Origin of the sequence: Streptomyces sp. R28 (assembly GCF_041052385.1) — a bacterium.
In the GTDB taxonomy this organism is placed as follows: Bacteria; Actinomycetota; Actinomycetes; order Streptomycetales; family Streptomycetaceae; genus Streptomyces.
Genome location: NZ_CP163439.1, coordinates 5,721,268 through 5,737,690 on the forward strand (window position 1 = coordinate 5,721,268; position 16,423 = coordinate 5,737,690).

At 67.8% G+C, this 16,423-nt stretch carries 15 protein-coding genes, 1 tRNA gene and 1 pseudogene; 10 read left to right on the forward strand and 7 right to left on the reverse strand.

The window, feature by feature from the left end:
- Positions 1-552: 552 nt before the first annotated feature.
- Positions 553-3,030 carry a hypothetical protein gene (locus AB5J49_RS25505; RefSeq protein WP_369170993.1) on the forward strand — a complete coding sequence of 826 codons (2,478 nt, stop codon included), beginning with the start codon at positions 553-555 and terminating at the stop codon, positions 3,028-3,030.
- 28 nt (positions 3,031-3,058) lie between these two features.
- Positions 3,059-3,283 (forward strand): hypothetical protein, encoded by a 225-nt coding sequence (locus AB5J49_RS25510; protein ID WP_369170995.1) that lies wholly within the window; start codon positions 3,059-3,061, stop codon positions 3,281-3,283.
- Positions 3,284-3,827: 544 nt separating this feature from the next.
- On the opposite strand, the gene AB5J49_RS25515 is transcribed toward AB5J49_RS25510, so the two are convergent.
- Positions 3,828-4,244, reverse strand: coding sequence for a hypothetical protein (locus AB5J49_RS25515; protein ID WP_138044266.1), 417 nt, complete (start codon positions 4,242-4,244; stop codon positions 3,828-3,830).
- Between the two features lie 145 nt (positions 4,245-4,389).
- Between AB5J49_RS25515 and AB5J49_RS25520 the strand changes: the two genes are divergently transcribed.
- On the forward strand, positions 4,390-4,671 hold the full coding sequence (locus tag AB5J49_RS25520) for a hypothetical protein (RefSeq protein WP_369170996.1): 282 nt from the start codon (positions 4,390-4,392) through the stop codon (positions 4,669-4,671).
- A 507-nt stretch (positions 4,672-5,178) separates the two neighbouring features.
- On the forward strand, positions 5,179-6,420 hold the full coding sequence (locus AB5J49_RS25525; RefSeq protein WP_369170997.1) for a PQQ-binding-like beta-propeller repeat protein: 1,242 nt from the start codon (positions 5,179-5,181) through the stop codon (positions 6,418-6,420).
- Positions 6,421-6,531: 111 nt separating this feature from the next.
- On the opposite strand, the gene AB5J49_RS25530 is transcribed toward AB5J49_RS25525, so the two are convergent.
- Both AB5J49_RS25530 and AB5J49_RS25535 read right to left on the reverse strand, forming a co-directional pair.
- Positions 6,532-7,188: a response regulator transcription factor gene (locus tag AB5J49_RS25530; protein WP_171059849.1), complete on the reverse strand. Its 657-nt coding sequence runs from the start codon at positions 7,186-7,188 to the stop codon at positions 6,532-6,534.
- Positions 7,185-9,524 carry a sensor histidine kinase gene (locus AB5J49_RS25535; protein ID WP_369170999.1) on the reverse strand — a complete coding sequence of 780 codons (2,340 nt, stop codon included), beginning with the start codon at positions 9,522-9,524 and terminating at the stop codon, positions 7,185-7,187. The genes AB5J49_RS25530 and AB5J49_RS25535 overlap by 4 nt, the downstream gene beginning before the upstream one ends.
- Before the next feature lie 494 nt (positions 9,525-10,018).
- On the opposite strand from AB5J49_RS25535, the gene AB5J49_RS25540 reads away from it, so the two are divergent.
- A complete protein-coding gene (locus AB5J49_RS25540; protein WP_369171000.1) occupies positions 10,019-10,591 on the forward strand; it encodes a peptidoglycan-binding protein in 573 nt (190 codons plus the stop codon).
- A gap of 277 nt (positions 10,592-10,868) precedes the next feature.
- A complete protein-coding gene (locus AB5J49_RS25545) occupies positions 10,869-11,552 on the forward strand; it encodes a hypothetical protein (protein WP_369171001.1) in 684 nt (227 codons plus the stop codon).
- A gap of 92 nt (positions 11,553-11,644) precedes the next feature.
- Here AB5J49_RS25545 and AB5J49_RS25550 read toward each other — a convergent pair whose 3' ends face one another.
- Positions 11,645-11,815 carry a hypothetical protein gene (locus AB5J49_RS25550; protein WP_369171002.1) on the reverse strand — a complete coding sequence of 57 codons (171 nt, stop codon included), beginning with the start codon at positions 11,813-11,815 and terminating at the stop codon, positions 11,645-11,647.
- Between AB5J49_RS25550 and AB5J49_RS25555 the strand changes: the two genes are divergently transcribed.
- Positions 11,805-12,020: a hypothetical protein gene (locus AB5J49_RS25555; protein ID WP_369171003.1), complete on the forward strand. Its 216-nt coding sequence runs from the start codon at positions 11,805-11,807 to the stop codon at positions 12,018-12,020. The two genes, AB5J49_RS25550 and AB5J49_RS25555, sit on opposite strands and share 11 nt — an antisense overlap.
- A gap of 359 nt (positions 12,021-12,379) precedes the next feature.
- On the opposite strand, the gene AB5J49_RS25560 is transcribed toward AB5J49_RS25555, so the two are convergent.
- Positions 12,380-12,453, reverse strand: a tRNA-Gly gene (locus tag AB5J49_RS25560).
- A 551-nt stretch (positions 12,454-13,004) separates the two neighbouring features.
- On the opposite strand from AB5J49_RS25560, the gene dcd reads away from it, so the two are divergent.
- Both dcd and AB5J49_RS25570 read left to right on the forward strand, forming a co-directional pair.
- The gene (gene dcd / locus AB5J49_RS25565; protein WP_369171004.1) at positions 13,005-13,580 is read left to right on the forward strand and encodes a dCTP deaminase; all 576 of its coding nucleotides are present in this window, start codon (positions 13,005-13,007) and stop codon (positions 13,578-13,580) included.
- Positions 13,581-13,588: 8 nt separating this feature from the next.
- Positions 13,589-13,789, forward strand: a pseudogene (locus AB5J49_RS25570) (phosphoribosyltransferase); the annotation flags it as partial.
- 218 nt (positions 13,790-14,007) lie between these two features.
- Here the strand turns inward: AB5J49_RS25570 and AB5J49_RS25575 are convergent.
- Complete coding sequence (locus tag AB5J49_RS25575) at positions 14,008-14,223, reverse strand: DUF397 domain-containing protein (RefSeq protein WP_369171006.1); 216 nt, start codon at positions 14,221-14,223, stop codon at positions 14,008-14,010.
- Positions 14,220-15,059: a Scr1 family TA system antitoxin-like transcriptional regulator gene (locus tag AB5J49_RS25580; protein ID WP_369175256.1), complete on the reverse strand. Its 840-nt coding sequence runs from the start codon at positions 15,057-15,059 to the stop codon at positions 14,220-14,222. Before AB5J49_RS25580 ends, AB5J49_RS25575 begins: the two co-directional genes overlap by 4 nt.
- A 656-nt stretch (positions 15,060-15,715) precedes the next feature.
- Between AB5J49_RS25580 and AB5J49_RS25585 the strand changes: the two genes are divergently transcribed.
- Positions 15,716-16,045 carry a hypothetical protein gene (locus tag AB5J49_RS25585; protein ID WP_369171007.1) on the forward strand — a complete coding sequence of 110 codons (330 nt, stop codon included), beginning with the start codon at positions 15,716-15,718 and terminating at the stop codon, positions 16,043-16,045.
- Positions 16,046-16,423: the final 378 nt, after the last annotated feature.

Here is a 16,423-nt window from a genome sequence, read left to right on the forward strand (position 1 = left end):
CAGTGCCGTTGCGCTGGGACCGTAGCTGCTCGGGTGAGGGTAGACGCCGCAAACAGCGGAAGACGCGACATGCCGGAAGTCGGCCTGGTAGGGACGGAGCGCACTCCAGCGGATCGCCGCGTGGGAGGAGCGGAGCGTGGGCCATCCCGGTCCGGCAGCGGGGGTGAGGATCCCATCGGAACCTGTACAGCAGTGCGCGGTGTTTCCCGACCGTCCTGCAGTGGAACGGAGTGCCGACGCCGCTGCCGCGGTAGAGCTGCCGGCCAGGTTGCCGCTCTCCCGGCAGGTCGATCACGGTCCGGCTCATCGGCTGCACCCTGTAGACCCGGCAGGCCCACGGAGTATCGGTGCGCATGACAAACAAGCCGGCGATCCCGGGAAATCCCTTTAGAGTGAGCTGATCGTCACCTGCGACAGACGTGCCGGGGGCGGTCTCAGGGGATAGGGCCAGGGGGGCAGTTGATGTCTGTTTTTCGCAAGAGACCGGTTCGAAGACGCGCGGCGGCGGGGCTGTGCGGAGCGGCGCTGGCCACCTCGACACTGCTTGCGCCCGTGGCGACGGCGTCGGGCGGCGGACCGGCCACGGTAGGGGCGGTTTCGTCGGTGAAGGACGCGGCGCTCGGCGTCGGGCGCGGCTTCGAGATGGGGGACAAGGGGCGCGTCGAGCTCATCGACGGACGGGACGTCCGGATGGTGGCGGACGCGCAAGGCGCCGCGCAGGCACCCCGCTACTCCGTCGCGTCGGTCCAAGGCACGGTGTCCGTGCGGCCGACCGGGAAGTCCGCGGCTGATCGCATGACCGCGAAGCTTCCCCTGACCGCGCGAACCAAAGCCAGGCGGAGCGTTCCCACGGCGGCGAACGCCGCCGCGTCGACGTACTCGGTCAAGCTGAGCATCACGAACGCCGACGTCCGGTCCAAGTTGTTCTATGTCTGGGACCGCCGGACCTGGACGTCGTACGCCGTCAACAGCGACACCGCCGGTGGCTCGTCGACAGTGAAGCTGCCCCCGGGCGACTACTTCTCGGTCGCGCTGCACAACGACTGGCAAGAGCCGAGCTACCTGCTCACCAGTACTTTCTCGGTCGGTTCGGTCGCCAGGACCGTCACCTTCGACGAGCGCGCGGCCAAGGAGACGGCGGTCCGCACCGACGACACCACCGCCACCCGGCACGCGTCCGCCGTGTGGATCAGCGTCCCGGGCGGCGACCTGGCGGGCTTCGCCGGCTCGGGAGCCGACAAGGTGTACGTCACCCCGTTCTCGGTCAGCGGCGTCTCGCTGCGCCTGCACGAGGTGCTCGGCAAGAAGGGCGCCTCGGCGAGCGTGCCGAGCCCCTACCGCTACGACCTCACGCACAGCTTCACCACCACCGTGCCCGCCTCGCCCGTCAAGACGGTCCGTACGTCGGCCCTGGCGAAGAGCGTCACGAAGGTTGGCGCCCCGGGCACGCGAACGACGGCCGCCCTGCAGAGCGTCCCGTCCTTCGGAGAGGAGACGGGCGTCTACATCGGCGCCGCGGTGCCGGTCGGTGGTTCCGTCACCGAGTACGCCACCCCGAGCATCACCTACAGCCGACTGATGGCCTACGGCACCGGCGAGCTGAGCCTGAACCTCCCGGACCGCACGTCGGCCGCCGGGACCGGCGCGGGCGAGACCCTCGGCGCGGCCCCGTTGCAGCCAGTGCGCCGGGAAGAGGGCGGTTCGAAGCGGAACTTCGGGAAGATGTCGCTGTACGAGCCGAGCACCTTCGGCGACACGACCGGCCACTCGGGAATCGACAGCCGCGCCACGTACTCGTACAAGCTCACCTCCTCCGACGGCGTCACCTACGCCCAGGCCGATGGCCTGGACGCATACGGCAGGGTGACGTCGTCCAGCCTGCCGTCGTTCCAGAGGACGTACACCCTCGACCAGACCGTCCACCGCCGTGTGCCGTACTCCCGGCTGTCCACGGACGTACGCAACGAGTGGACGTTCCGCTCGGAATACGAGGAGGGCCGGGAACTCCCGCTGATCGACGCCCGGTTGAGCATTCCGGGACTCGACGGCTTCGGCCGCGCGGCCGCCGGCACGGTCCGGGTCCAGGCGAGCGCGACCACCCGCACCACGGATGCGGCGGAGGCGAACACCAGGATCACCGGGCTCGCCTACTCCACGGACGACGGCACGACCTGGACGGACCTGGCCGTCGCGGCGGACGGCTCGGCGACTCTCGACGTCCCCGCCACCGCCTCCTTCGTCTCGCTGCGCGTCACCGCCGCCGACGAACAGGGCGGCAGCCTCCGCCGCACCATCGCGCGGGCGTTCGCAGGCCCGGCGCCGCACGGCGACGAGACAGTGGGGGCGACCCGCATCTCGAACGTCACGGTCAACGCGGGCAAGCCGGTGGAACTGACCGACGAGCCGCTGCAGGACTTCAAGGCGAAGTTCACCGCCACCGCCCCGTCCGGGATCGCGAGCGGCGACATGTACCTCTACAAGGGTTCGTACGACACCCCTGACGCCGTCCTCTACGGCACCTGGCCGGCCGCCTGCACCAAGGTCAACGCGACCACGTCCACCTGCGAGGCGCACTTCGCCTACATCCACCCGCGCTGGACCCTCGGCCGCAACTCCCTCGCCGGCACCTGGAAGTTGGCAGCCTGGGCCGAGGCAGCGGACGGTACGGGCCACGTCGACCTGCACGCCGCCAAGTCGGCGCCCCTACTGCGTGACGCGACGCTGACGGCCAACGCGGCTCCCGAGCCGGTGACCAAGGGCAAGACCCTCACCATCACCGGCAAGCTCTCCCGCGCGGACTGGGAGACGCTGGGAGGCCACCACGGCTACGCCGGCCAGAAGGCGAAGCTCCAGTTCCGCAAGAAGGGGACGTCCACGTACACGACCGTGAAGACGATCACCACCGACAGCTCCGGGAACCTGAAGACCACAGCGAGGGCGACGACGGACGGCTACTGGCGTTACACCTTTGCCGGCACGTCCACCACCGCACCCGCCACCGCCACGGGCGACTACGTCGACGTCCGCTGACCTCGCTGACCCCGCCGGGTCCCGGTCCATGGAGCCGGGCCCCGGCGGCAGCGTCACTCAATCCGCGCACATCGGCGACACCATCTTGGCGGCGCACTCGTCCTTCTCCTCGACCTGCGCCACCACGAGCACGGGAGTGCTGGTCCGCGCCGGACAGTCCGAGAAAGCCGCGCTGATCTACCGGAACTCCGAGGACGACCGACGGCAGGGAGTTGCTGCCGAGCCAGACGATCCGCCGGACCGGAGCGGGTGACGAGAATCGAACTCGCACTCTCAGCTTGGGAAGCGACGGCGCTTGGGTGGGCCTCATGGTTCTGACCAGCGCAGATGCCTATTCTCTGGATTGATCTTGCCGGTCCGATTGCACCGCTGTTGACCGTGGTTTTCCGTCCTTACGGGCACGCGGAGGGCACGGGCCTCCGAACGGGGCGCTGTCGGCACCGCTGACTGTGCAACGACTCAGGAATCCCTTTGTGCGGAGATCAGCCGTTGAAGCCGCGTTGCGGCCGAGTACGAGTGGTCCCGGTACAGGGACATCGCAGAGGCGCTGTCAGAGAACGAAGTACGTCCAGGTCTCACGGCGCCCGAAGCGCCCGCGCCAGGTCACGTTGACCGCGTAGTCCGGTGCAGAGCCGTAGGTCGGGGTGACGAGTAACGGCACTACTTCTCCGTATGCGACAGAGGCCGCCCTGGCTTCCTCGTCGACGTCTGCCATGTCGGCCGCCGAGCCCACCCGGACATGAACACCGCGAGCGGTGGCCCCACCCGAGTTACGGATCCTTGAACGTCCGTGCTTCTCAGGAATCGGGGCAGAGCGTCTTGCGCAGTCCGGAGTTGATATGACTTCCGTCGTCATCGGTCAGCGTGACGCCGGCGTAGGAGAACCGCTGTGCGGCACTGTGGTCTGGGTTCGTCGCGCCGTCATCGAGGGCTGCGCACTGGTTGCGGGCCGCGTCGAGGGCCTTGTCCTCGTCATGGGTGAGGTTGCCGTTGACGTCATGGATGGCGGCAAGGACGGCGGCTCGCTCGGTGCCGGTGGGCTCGGGTGGCATGCCGACGTCCTTTTTGGGGCCGCTGTCGTCCGCGGCGCTCGACGCCTCGGGTGCGCTGCTCTTGGTGGTGCCGGCCTTGTTGTCGCTGCCGTTGTCGCTGCTGCAGCCGACGGTGACGGCGAGTATGGCGGCGACGGCCGCGGTGGTGGTGCGGATGCGCATGATCCCCCCTGGCGTGATACGAGTTGGGACATGGTGCGGCAGGTGGGGCGCTGGGGCTGCAGCGGTGACGGAGTTGTGATCTGATGCGGACGCGTTTGAAGCGATCCGCTCCCCAAGGCGGTCGCTGCCTCCTGGACGGATCGCCGTGCTGGTGCTCGCGATGCTGCGGCGCGATCAACGCCTGCTCGACCTGGTCGGCGGCAACGGCGTGCCCGAGTCCGCCCTGCGGCGCTGGCGCGACGAGATGGTCGACCTGCTCGCCGACCTCGGCTTACTCGGCATGAACAAGCCCGACGACTCCGATGACCTGGTCATTGGCACTGGCTACAAGGCCACCCGCGCCCACAAGCTCACCCCCGGCCGGATGCAGGCCAACCGCATCCTCGCCGCCTCACGCGCCCCGTCGAACACGGATTCGCAAACCTGAAGGTGTGACGCGTCCTGACTGAACTCCGCACCGCCCCCGGCCACGCCACTGCTCTCCTGTGCGCCCTTATCGTCCTGACCGATCCTGAAGTCAACCGCTGACAGACCAGCAAGGCCGCAGACAACCGCCCACGACCAGCACGAGCCCCCGAAGGACGGTCACGCCAGAGCCTCCAACCTGCAACCCTGCGCGTATTCCCCTGTGTGCAGCGGCCGTTCCTTGCGGGGCAAACGACCGGCACACTCAGCGACCGGGCCGGGCTACTGTGCCCGTCGTACGGGGCTGACACCGGCCATGGCGGGCGCGCAGACCTCAGACGTCAACCAGTGATACCGGGGAGAGGTTTGACGACGCGCAGCAGGAACCGAACTGGGAGCGTGCTTGTCATGGCCCTTCTGGCCGCGGCGTCGCTTGGTGTGACAGTCACGATGGCCGCTCCGGCTGCCGCGGACGGCTCCTGCAGTGGGCGCGCGAACTGATCAGGAATATTGACGGGGGTACGTCAACATGCTTACGGGGCACAGCGCAACGGGCGGAACGCCTTCCCGGCGGCGGGCACTTCGGCTGGCGGGGAATGGCCTCGCACTGGCCGCACTGGGAGCCGGAGCCGCCGGTTGCCGCGAGGACGTGACCGGCGGCGGAGGCCCCGCAGACAGCGCCCGCCCGCGCCGCGAGGGCACCGGCAGCCCCGGCGCCTCCCCCAAGGACGGGCAGGCCCCCAAGGCACTGTGGACGACATCGACCTCTGCGCAGACCTACGGGGACCGCGACGAACTCGTGGCTGTGGACGGCATGGTGATCGCGACCGGTGATCCGCTGGCCGCTCTCGACGCAGCGACCGGCAAGGAGCGGTGGTCACTGCCGGGCGGCGCCGTCCCCGGTGCGCCGCTGCTGGTCAGCGACGGCACCCTGTACCTGGCCAGCGGCGCATACGACGGCACCGTCGGCGGGTACGACCCGGCGTCGGGCAAGGAGACCTGGCGCGGTCACCTGGGCAAGGAGTACCGGCAACCGAGGCCGATCGCGGTGGACGACGGGCAGGTGTACGTCATCGCCGAGATCCTTGAGGACGACGGCTCGTCCCGTACCAACGTGATCGCTGCGCTGAACAGCAGCACGGGCAAGATGGTGTGGAGGGAGATGCGGGACCTCGGCACCCAACAGAACGGCGTACACGCAGCCGTTCAAGGCCGCCACCTCGTCTACACCGACTTCAAGCAGAACCTCACGGTGCGCGACACCGCCACCGGCAGGCAGATATGGACGCACAAGACGACGAAGACGAACTACGGCACCTTCGCCGTCCACCGGGATCTGGTGATCGTCCCGCAGGGGCGCAGGCTCCAGGCTTTCAACCTGGCCGACGGCGCCGAGAAGTGGTCCGTGCAGACCGGGGACTTCAGCACCTTCAAGGAGCCGGCCGTGCTGGAAGACGAGCTCTTCATCGCGGACAGCAGCAAGACACTCCGGTCCATCGAGCCGCAGACCGGCAAGGAAAGCTGGCGGTCCAAGGACCTCGCGGACGCGAAAGCCCAGGCACCTGGACAGTTCGTCAGGGTCGGCGGCACCCTCTACGGCGCCACCGACCTCGACAAGCGGGGTGGCATCCACGCCTTCGACACGAAAACCGGCGCCCTGCGCTGGACGTTCAACGACAACTCCGGCGACTACCACGCATGGCTTGTGGCCACCGACGGCACCCATGTCTTCGCCCTGCACGGCAAGAACCTGCACGCCCTGCCCGGCTGAGGGCGCACAGAGAATCAACCTGTTGCTTCCCGTGATCCGGCTCCTGACCGCGCTCTCTGGTCCGCCGACATGGACGGAAGCACAGCGACGGTCTGAACTTCAGAGCCGAGCTCAGAGGTCGTCCACGTCGACCAGCCCGTCCTGGATGGCGCGGGCGACCAGGCTTGCCTTGGTCCGTGCTGGGCGGCCGAGGTTCGCGTACTTGATCCGTACCCGGTCCAGATACGAGTTGACAGTCCGTACGGAGATGCCGAGACGCTGCGCGACCAGCTCCTTCGACTCCGACTGGAACCACTCGATGAGCACGTTCTCCTCGCGCGCGGAGAGCTGGGGCCGGTCGGCGCGGGCGTTCGTTCCCAGCGCGCCGGCCAGCGCGGGCGGCATGTAGGGCCGCTCATCGGCTGCTGCCAGCGTCGCCTCGACCAAGTGGTCCTGGCCCTCGCTCTTGGTCAGAAAGGTCGCGGCTCCCAGGTCCAGGCAGCTGAGCGCGGTCTTCTCGTCATCACGCATCGTATAGACGACCACCTGCCGCCCGGCGTCGACAAGTCTTCGGAGGTCCCCGAAGGCGGGACCGCGCTCGCCCAGTTGCAGATCCAGGATGACGACATCGGCCGTGCTGCCCGGATCGGTCCAGGCTTCCCGTACGGAGCAGCCGGACGCAAGCACGGTGATGGGCCGTGGAGATGCGGCGTACCACATCTCCACGCCCGAGACGATGGCGGGATGATCGTCGATGATGACCACGCTGACGGGTGCGCTGTTGCTCATGTCCGGTCAACTTCCGAGGCCGCCGTTTTGCTCCAGCTGGCCTCCACCCACACACTTCCGCCGCGCGTTGTTCTGGCCACCGACACCTTCGCGTCCGTGGCAGGGCTGTGCGAGGGGGCGGCATCTCCCGGGCTGCGGCCGTCGGCGCAGTTCACACCGACCACGCTCACACGTACCGCGCGGGGGGTCCACACGACCGTCACCCGCGCGGTCGAGCGGGCGTGGCCCAGGGTCACCGCCACCGGGTCGATCAACTCCCTGCGTACCTGCACAGGCACCTCACGCGGCCGGCCTCGTACGGCAAGGCTCACCGTCACCCCCTGGTGTTCGGCCACCTCGACGCATGCCCGCAGCTCGTTCAGCAGCGGGTCGGAGACGGCGTCGCTCTCCGCGAACAGGCGGCGCATACGGGCGGCCTCCACCCCGCACCGCAGCCTGACCTCCTCGTCGTGCGGACTCAGCACACCGTGCCCAAGGCCCATGAGTAGCGGCACTGTCGTCGCCGTCAGCGCGCGGTAGCGCTCCTTGTGATCACGCTGCATGTCCTCGTGGATGCGTTCCCGGGTACGCAGTTCCTCCTCCCGCGCGGCCTCCGTGCCCGCTTCCGGCGCCGTACCGTGGAGCAGGCGCGTCAGGAGTACACCGACGGAGAGCTGGAAGCCGCAGGTGGTGATCGCGGTGATCCCCATGACGGCCGACTCCGCGACGGTTGGCGCCCCCGACAGGAACACAGCGATCGCGTTGAGCCCCACATGCGCCCCGAGGAACGCCGCGAACGCCCTGACCGGCAGGTCCGCCAGCAGGAACAGCGCATGCCAGCCGACCAGTCCGAACGCCCAGTCCTCCGCACCGGTCAACCGCTCCGGCGCGAGCGTGAACGCGCATACCGCCGAAACGGTCAGCACCGAACCCAGGCTCCACGCCCGCACCCTTGGCGGGATCTGCCTGCCACGCAGCAGATAGGCGGCCCCGGTCACCGCGACGGCGGCGAGGCAGACGTAGCCCGCCGTCTGCGCCCACGCGGGCTGGTACACACTCTGGTAGGCCGTGACCTGCTGCAGCGAAAAGATGAACTGTGACAGCAGACTGATCAGCAGCGCGGCCAGTTGGGCGCCGTGCAGCAGCTGCCTGCGGATGAGGCGGACGACGGCCGTGTGCGCCCGGGCGCGGGTCGGGCGCGGCATGTCCGCCGCCTGCGCTTCGTGCCCTGCCTGTGGCGCCCGGGCCTGGGCTTGCCAGCGCCACTGCACGCGGGTTCCGGCGCCCGGATGTGAGGTGACCGTGGCGCAGCCGCCGACCGCGTGCATCCTGCCGATGACGGAACCAGAGATGCCCCGGCGCCTCGCCGGAACGGACTCCGGGTCGAAGCCCCGTCCCGCGTCGGACAGCTCGACGACGACGGCACCGTCCCCCTCCGCCCATGCCCTGAGCTCCGCTTCCCGCACCCCGGCATGGCGTGCCACATTGGTGACGGCCTCCCGGACCCCGCTGAATATCGCGAGCCCAGGGCCGGACGGGACGGCGAGCGGGCCGTCGATGCGCGTCTTGAGCTGCACCATGGCCTGTCCCTCACCCCCGGGGCCCCCGGGCACGCAGCCGAGAAGTGCCGCGAGGTCGACGCTTCCCGTCTCGAATCCGGGCACGGCGGACAGTGCCTCCAGATCCTCTCTGGCACGCTGAGGTAGCCACGACCAGTCCCGGGCGTCGCCCTGGGAGACCATCAGCAGCGTCGCGCTCGCCGTATCGTGCAGGGTCGCCAGGTACTCGCGCTCGGTCGCCCTCCGTGCGGCGGCGACCTCGGCCTCCCGGCGCGCCGCCGCCCTGAGCGCGGCCGACCGGTCGGCGACCCTGGCCCGCGCTCGGACGATGAGGTAGGCGGCCCTCGACAGGCCCGCCAGGACAACTATGCGCACCAGGTCCGCCAACTCTGGGCGGTGCCCGGGCGAGGAGAGGATGTCGCCCAGCGCACAGGCGACAGTCCCCGACGCGGCCAGGGCGGCCCCGGCCACCGGGCGCGTCGCCCACTCGTGCTGGAAGGTGATGACGCAGATGCTGACAATCGCCTCCACCATCACATCCGCGCCGTCGCCGCCGAGCACCGGCTGAGACAGCCCTGTCAGCACCACCACGGCCGCGTCCAGCGTCCACAGCGGGGCGAGCGGGAGCGGGCGGCGTAGCGCGTAGAGGTGCACACCGCAGGAGAGGAGAGCGGGCACCAGCAGCGACAGCGCCAGGGGAATCTCCGCCCCGTCCGCCGAAGCGACGCCCAGCGCCCCGCACAGGCAGACCACGGTGGACCGCAGCCACACTCCGTACCGCTCAAGGGCCAAATCCAACAGACGCTCACTGGACCCGGGGCCCTCCACCGCCTCAGCCGCCCCGCGCCCGTTCCCCCCGTATCCCCCGTGCCACATGGAGGGAACAGTAGTTGAACCGTGATCGAGTAGCCCCTCCTTGTGGGGCGAACGACCGGCACACTCAGTGACCGGGCCGGGCTATTGTGCCCGTCATACGGGCTGTGAAATCCACACTCAACCACGGGGGAATTTCCATTACGCTGTTCGTTCGCGGATTGGAGTTGCTCGCACAATAAAATGCCCCCCAGGGAAGGCCGCTTGGCACCCCACACACCGGAACCAAGTGACCCAACACCTGAGCACTTCCGCGCCGCTCCCACGCGTACTCCATTCCATCTCCTGAAATCAAGGCGAAGCGAGCGCGTGATCGCCTAAAACGAGTCTTGATCAGGCAAGAACTGGGCGCGAATATCCAAAGGCCTCCACCGCGCTTACCACCCTTGTCCCCGAATGATTCTCAACCAGGGAGATCAATGTCTTCGCTCCACTCCATCCGTCATGTGCTGCGTAAAGCGGCTGTCCCCGCCGTCGGCGCGGCGTTGGCGTTCAGCATCACCGTTACCATCGCCACGCCGGCGGCGGCCAGCGGCTCCTACAGCGGCAGGGCGTACGTTTACGGCAGCGGCGAGGTAAATGACGACTTCGATGACGAGGGCGTCGTCAACGTCACCACGCACCGCTCCTCGAACGTCACCTGTCTGTGGCAGACCATTCTTTGGGCACATGGTTACCTGCCCTCGTCCGGAATCGATGGCATCTTCGGCGACCAGACTGATGCCGCAACGAGGAAATTCCAAGCTGACAAGGGCCTCGTCGCGGACGGCTCCGCCGGTCGGAACAGCTGGACAAAGGCAGGCGACAGGATCAGGCAGATCGACAACCAGAACGGGTGGCTGTTTGTGGTGTATTACGGCGTGACAGGTTCCAGGAGCCCGTACGGCTCGCATGATTTCGTGTTGCAGCGTTCGCCCGACGGAAATTACAGATTTTACCCGCCTCAGGACGGCGGCCCATATTGGGCCTCCTACAACTCCCGCACCTGCTGACCTCGCCTGGCCTGAGCCACGGCAATCCGGACGTCGCGGGGCAGGCAGGCTCGCCGGCCCCGCGACGTCCGGATCCGACGCAACCACCCGCCGACCCCGGTGATCGGTGAGCGGCAGACATTCGAGGACGTGTTGGGCGGCAGTACTGGGTGGTGTGCGGAAAAGGGAGCAGAAGGCGTCGATCGCGCAATAGTCCAACTCAAACCGCTTGTACAGAGTGGCGGGTGGGACAGACCGGGCCGGCCCGGGCACACGACTACCACTTGGAGCACGTCGGATGAGCAGCAACGTACTGACCATGTACTGCGACCCGAGACGAGTCGACGGCCAGGGTCAGGCGAAGGTGGCGGGCATGGTCAGCTTCTCCGACGCGTCGGGGCCGGCGCCGTCGGCTGTGTACGTGGAGCGCGAACTGCCGCCGGGAGGCACGTCCGCGTACCTTGCGGCCCGGGGCGGCGGGGCCCGTTCCTTCGCCCTGTGGGCCGACGATCAACGCCGGGAGCGGGTGGCCACCGTGGTGACCCTGTCGGCCGGCGGCGGCGTCGCGAGGTTTCAGGTGCTCGGCGCGCACGGCGAGGTCATCGGCACGCTCATGCGCGAGAAGGCGCTCCGCGGCAGGGGCCTGCGCACTCGCTGGACCGTGCACCAGCCCGGCGGCCCTGAAGCGGTCGGCTTCAAGGGGAGGATCGTGTGGTGGTGGATGTGGTGGCTCCTGCTGCCCCTGATGACGGTGGTCCTGGTGATCAGCGTCTTCGACAGCGTCCCTGGCAACGAGGGCGGCTTCGCACGCGCACCCCGGCGCATCCGGTGGCGCGCGAACGGGCAGGTCCCGCTGGAGTTCAGGTCCAAGGGCGACAAACTGCACGTACACGCACCCGGTGTGGACTGGCGGCTCGGGGCCGCGCTGATCGCCCTCCTGCGCAGCTTCCACGCCGGCGCGTGGGACTCGGTGAAGAAGTGACCCGGGGGACGACGCTTCGGCGCGGTGCGTGCTGTGGCGGCGGACGCTGGTGTTCGGGGGCCGCGCACAGCAGAACGGGGCCTCATGTCTGATCAGTGGCCGGCCCAACGCCCGGCGCCAAGTCCCTTGCCCGGTCCGCCCGGCGTGTACGGGCCGCCACGGTTCCAGGAGGTCAGTACCAGGTACCGGCGTTGGGCCGGCGTCCTGCTCTGGCTCTCGATCGCCGTCGCGAGTCTCATGGCGGTCGCGTTCGTGGCCAGCATCGTCCTCCTGGTGAAGGCGGACGCGGACGTGGACAACGCCGCCTACGGCTATCTCGCGATCTTCCTCTGGTTCGGGATCGCCGCCGCGATCCCGGTGCTGCTGGCGCTCGGTATCCCCGCAGTCGTCATGACGCGGCGTGTACGGCAGCAGAAGCGGCTGGGCCACGATGCCGTGTACCGAGGCCCCAATGTCGGCGAACAGTAGTCGAACGAGCTCCAGACGCGATTCTTAGATCACATGAACCCGGACTGTGGCAGACCAGTACGTGCCCGAATAGTTCTGCCAGCCCTTGTAGCAGCGGAAAGTCCGCCATGGAGCACCCGACTCCAAAAGCTCGACCGGAACCAGGCATTCGCCTGTGCAGCCAAGGTGGTGTCGTCTGTCCTCCTGTCTCGCGCTGCTTCCCTCGAAGGGCCGGACTGGAACGGCCATCACCTGAGAAGGGTGGAAGCCCGACCAGGAAGTCTCACAATGGCGGCATAAAGGGCACGCAGAGGGCACGGAGCCCCCAGAATGGTCTAGATAACAAACAAGCCCCAGGCTACTGACCTGGGGCTTCATCATGGAGCGGGTGACGAGAATCGAACTCGCGCTCTCAGCTTGGGAAGCTGATGTTCTACCATTAAACTACACCCGCGTAAGACACCCGCTCCGTGATCATCCGGAGGCGGTGTCCGATCGCCTGGTTACTGTACCCCATCACCGGCCCCCGGCGCTGACGCCGTGGGGCCTGAGTGCGTTTCAGGGGGGCGGGATGTGGCTGCGGGGGAACGGAGTTGGGGCGTACGGTGGAGGAGTGGGAGAGGGTCCGGCGGGGGCGGAGTGCCGCCTGGAGGGCCGTCCCTTTGATCCCGTAATGTGGCCTCTCGTCGTCAGGCAGGTAGCAGCCGACGCGGCTCTTGGGGAAGGGACTCTAGGACTTGATGGAGCGCACCGTCGTCCGTTGTGCCGATGGGCACGTGTTCAGCACCACTTCGTTCCCGATGCAGCAGGCCGAGCGACTCGGCCCGGGCCGGCTTCTCCGGTGTCCCCGGTGTGCCCGGCTCCGCAGTGTGGTGCCGGTGACGCTGGAGAAGCGGTAACGGCAGCGGGAGCAGGTGCCGCAGCAGCAGTAACAGCAGGTGCAGTGCCGGGCGCGTGGGCGGTCACGATTGTGGCCGTGCCGCGCGCCTTGCGTATCCTCGGGGCGTGCTTCTCTCAGACAAGGACATCCGGGCCGAGATCGACGCCGGGCGGGTACGGATCGATCCCTACGACGAATCCATGGTGCAGCCCTCGAGCGTCGATGTGCGGCTGGACCGTTACTTCCGGGTGTTCGAGAACCACCGGTACCCGCACATCGACCCCTCCGTCGAGCAGGCGGATCTGACCCGGCTCGTGGAGCCCGAGGGCGACGAGCCGTTCATCCTGCACCCCGGGGAGTTCGTTCTGGCCTCTACGTACGAGGTCATCTCGCTTCCTGACGATCTTGCCTCCCGGCTTGAGGGGAAGTCCTCGCTCGGGCGGCTCGGGCTGGTCACCCACTCCACCGCAGGGTTCATCGACCCGGGGTTCAGTGGGCATGTGACCCTCGAGCTCTCCAACCTCGCGACCCTGCCGATCAAGCTCTGGCCCGGCATGAAGATCGGCCAGCTGTGCATGTTCCGGCTCAGCTCGCCCGCCGAGTTCCCGTACGGGAGCGAGCGGTACGGGTCCCGGTACCAGGGGCAGCGCGGGCCGACCGCCTCCCGGTCCTTCATGAACTTCCATCGGACTCAGGTGTGAGCAGCCGTATGGGCGACAGTGCTGGTGTGCGGGAGAATCTGACCTACGAGCGGTTCGGTGTCGCCGTGCGCGAGCTCGCGCAGACCGTCGCCGACGACGGGTACGAGCCGGACATCGTGCTCAGCATCGCCCGCGGTGGCGTGTTCGTCGCCGGTGGGCTCGCGTACGCCCTCGACTGCAAGAACCTCCACCTCGTGAACGTCGAGTTTAGGTTGGCGGCCTAGTAGCACACGGCTCTGACCTGGGCAAACGTGCTGGTCAGGGCCTTGCTGTTGTGTCCGTTGGTACCTCTTGGATGTAGGTCTGACCGGTTGCTCTGCTGAGTTTCTGCTGAGCCTGGGGAGCTCGTTCGGGTAGTGAGATCTCCCACAGAGAGAAGCCCCACCGTGATCAGCACGATGGGGCTTCTTACCGGCCGACGCCGGGGTCATATGGCACCAAGATCTCCGGCCTTCACGCCTGTCACAAAGGACGAGAACGCCTCGGCGGGGATGTCCAGGATCGGACCGTTCAGGTTCTTGGAGTCACGGACGGGGACCACGCCGCGCGAGGCGGCGACGTTTGCGGCAACCTCGATGCATGATCCGCCGTTGCCGCTGTAGGTGGACTTGAACCAGATGAGGGGTAGGGAGTCGGTTGTCACGGGGTGCCCTTTCGTGCCTGCTCGATCATGGCCACTGATTCCGCCTGGGAAAGTGCCACGGCCTGTAGTTGATGGTAGGCCCTCACCAGCGGCAGCACGGATGTGATTTCCCTGTCCAAGTGCCCGTGGGTTTCGGACTCGACGTAGGAAATCACGGAGCGGTCAGGCAGGGTCAACAGATTCACCAGCCGGTTGAACGGGCGGCGCTCGCCGATGGAGTAGGGGGCCAGCTGGAGCGCGGTGTCCGGCCGGTCAGCGAACTCGATCAGATGGGCCAACTGGCGCTCCATAACGTCGCTCCCTCCGATGGCCCGCCGGATGCAGCTCTCATCCAAGACCACGATCACCATGGGCGGGGTGCGCCGCATCAGAGCCGCTTGCCGCTCCGCCAGGAACTCAACACGTTCAGAGGCTTGTTCGGGGCTGAGCGTTCCCCGCTTCACGTTGCCCTCTTCCATGGCTCGTGCGTACTCCGGTGTCTGGAGTAGTCCGGGGATCGCTCCTACTTCGAACAGTCGGATCTCTGCCGCTCGTGCCTCCTGTCCCAGGTACTCCGGGAAGCCCTCCAGCAGGCTGCCGTTTCGGATCTCGCCCCACGCGCGCTCGAACGCGTCTGCGGTCCCTGTGAGTCCGAGAACCGTGTCTAAGCTCCGCGAGAAGCGGAGAGTTGGCGGCTTGCGGCCCGTTTCAATCGCCGAAATATGTCTTCCCGAGTAGCCCACGCGCTCGGCCAACTCGTCTTGGGTCCATCCGCGTGCCTCCCGCGAGCTGCGCAGACGCGCGCCGTAGGCCGCTTGGGGCGATGCGTCCGGGTTCAACTCCTTGAGATTTACCAATGTGCCCTCCGTTTCTGGAACGTTGAAGACACGGCGACTGTAGGCCACGCTCAATCTCCTTGGTAGTGGAAGCACTACGGAGAGGAGCGGTCGTGTTCGATCAGGGGACGGCTCCGCCCTGGACTGACGAGGTGGCGGAGCGGGAAGCACTCAGGATCGAGTTTTGGCGAGGTGCCCCGGAGTGGGTGCCTCGGACCGGTTACACGGATCCAACAGCCAAGGTGTTGCGTGACGTTGAGTCCGGGCTCAGGGGGTTGCTGTGAGTTCGGGCGTGGGTACCGATGCGCAGCAGCGTGAGTACACGACCTACGCGCCCAAGGGTGAGAAGTGCCGCAGGTGTCACAAGCCGTTTGGGAGTCTTGAGCTTGTGCGGCGCGTGACGCCGTTCGGCATCGCTACCGGCCGCCCGTACGTGCACCCTGAGTGCCCGACTGAGGCCACGTCATGACGCCCTCGGAAAGGCGTCTCGGCGCCCACTCAAGCCTTCCCGGCCCCAACCCAGTTGAGGGCCATGAGCGGCACGCAGACGGCGACTGGTGGATGTCATACGGCGGCATCCGTGATCCGGCGTCGGGTGTGATCGCGTTTCCGCGCGGAGCGCTCCCTTCGTGCCGCGTCCCCGACTGCCGACACTGCAAACAAAGAGGGTGTGCGTCATGACGTGCGGCACGCGGTTGGACGTGCCCGAAGGGATGCGGGCGGCAGCGTTGGATGTCGCGGGCGGGGTGTCGGACGACGCGGCGCCGTTGCCGGGCTCCGTGGCATGCGAACTCGGCAAGCACGACCACCGCGAACACATCGGGCGTTTGCGGGAACTGTTCGGTGGGGCTGTGTGGGTCATGTGGGAGGGCGAGGACATCACGGTGCGGCCCCTCGCTTACTGCGAGTCGTCCCGCCCGTCGCAGGACGGCATTTCCTTGTCCGACGCGCTCTGTTGGCTGCCTGATTCGCATCGGGGTGGCCACACCTGGGAGCGGTGCGCGTGACCTCGAAGAAGACTGCCGCGCGGGCTTCCGCCGGCACTATTGGACGGACCCGAGAACCGATGCTGACTGACCTGACGACGCCCCGTCCCGGACTCGCGGAACCCGAACGCTGCGTCATGTGCGCACGGATGCGCGCCGTGCTCCAAGCGGCCGTGCTCCTGGGCGACCCGCAGGCAGCGGGCAACCTCGTACGCGCCGCACACTCACACATGATCCATGGCCATCCGGACGACCAACGGACGCAACGTGCTGTCCCCGCGCAGAGCTTACGGAAGGCGGCCTGGCGATGACCGAGTGGCCTCCGCGACTCGCCTACCGCGCGACGGGCACCCATCGGCGGTTACGAACCTGGCGCTTCAGCGCCGACGGCCCCTTCTG

What these genes read in the sequence shown, in the direction of transcription:
- AB5J49_RS25545 (WP_369171001.1), top strand. Translation starts at nt 10,869, where the DNA reads ATGAGCAGCAACGTACTGACCATGTACTGCGACCCGAGACGAGTCGAC.
- AB5J49_RS25540 (WP_369171000.1), top strand. Translation starts at nt 10,019, where the DNA reads ATGTCTTCGCTCCACTCCATCCGTCATGTGCTGCGTAAAGCGGCTGTC.
- AB5J49_RS25525 (WP_369170997.1), top strand. Translation starts at nt 5,179, where the DNA reads ATGCTTACGGGGCACAGCGCAACGGGCGGAACGCCTTCCCGGCGGCGG.
- AB5J49_RS25510 (WP_369170995.1), top strand. Translation starts at nt 3,059, where the DNA reads ATGGAGCCGGGCCCCGGCGGCAGCGTCACTCAATCCGCGCACATCGGC.
- AB5J49_RS25585 (WP_369171007.1), top strand. Translation starts at nt 15,716, where the DNA reads ATGACGTGCGGCACGCGGTTGGACGTGCCCGAAGGGATGCGGGCGGCA.
- AB5J49_RS25550 (WP_369171002.1), bottom strand. Translation starts at nt 11,815, where the DNA reads ATGCTGGCCACGAACGCGACCGCCATGAGACTCGCGACGGCGATCGAG.
- AB5J49_RS25530 (WP_171059849.1), bottom strand. Translation starts at nt 7,188, where the DNA reads ATGAGCAACAGCGCACCCGTCAGCGTGGTCATCATCGACGATCATCCC.
- AB5J49_RS25515 (WP_138044266.1), bottom strand. Translation starts at nt 4,244, where the DNA reads ATGCGCATCCGCACCACCACCGCGGCCGTCGCCGCCATACTCGCCGTC.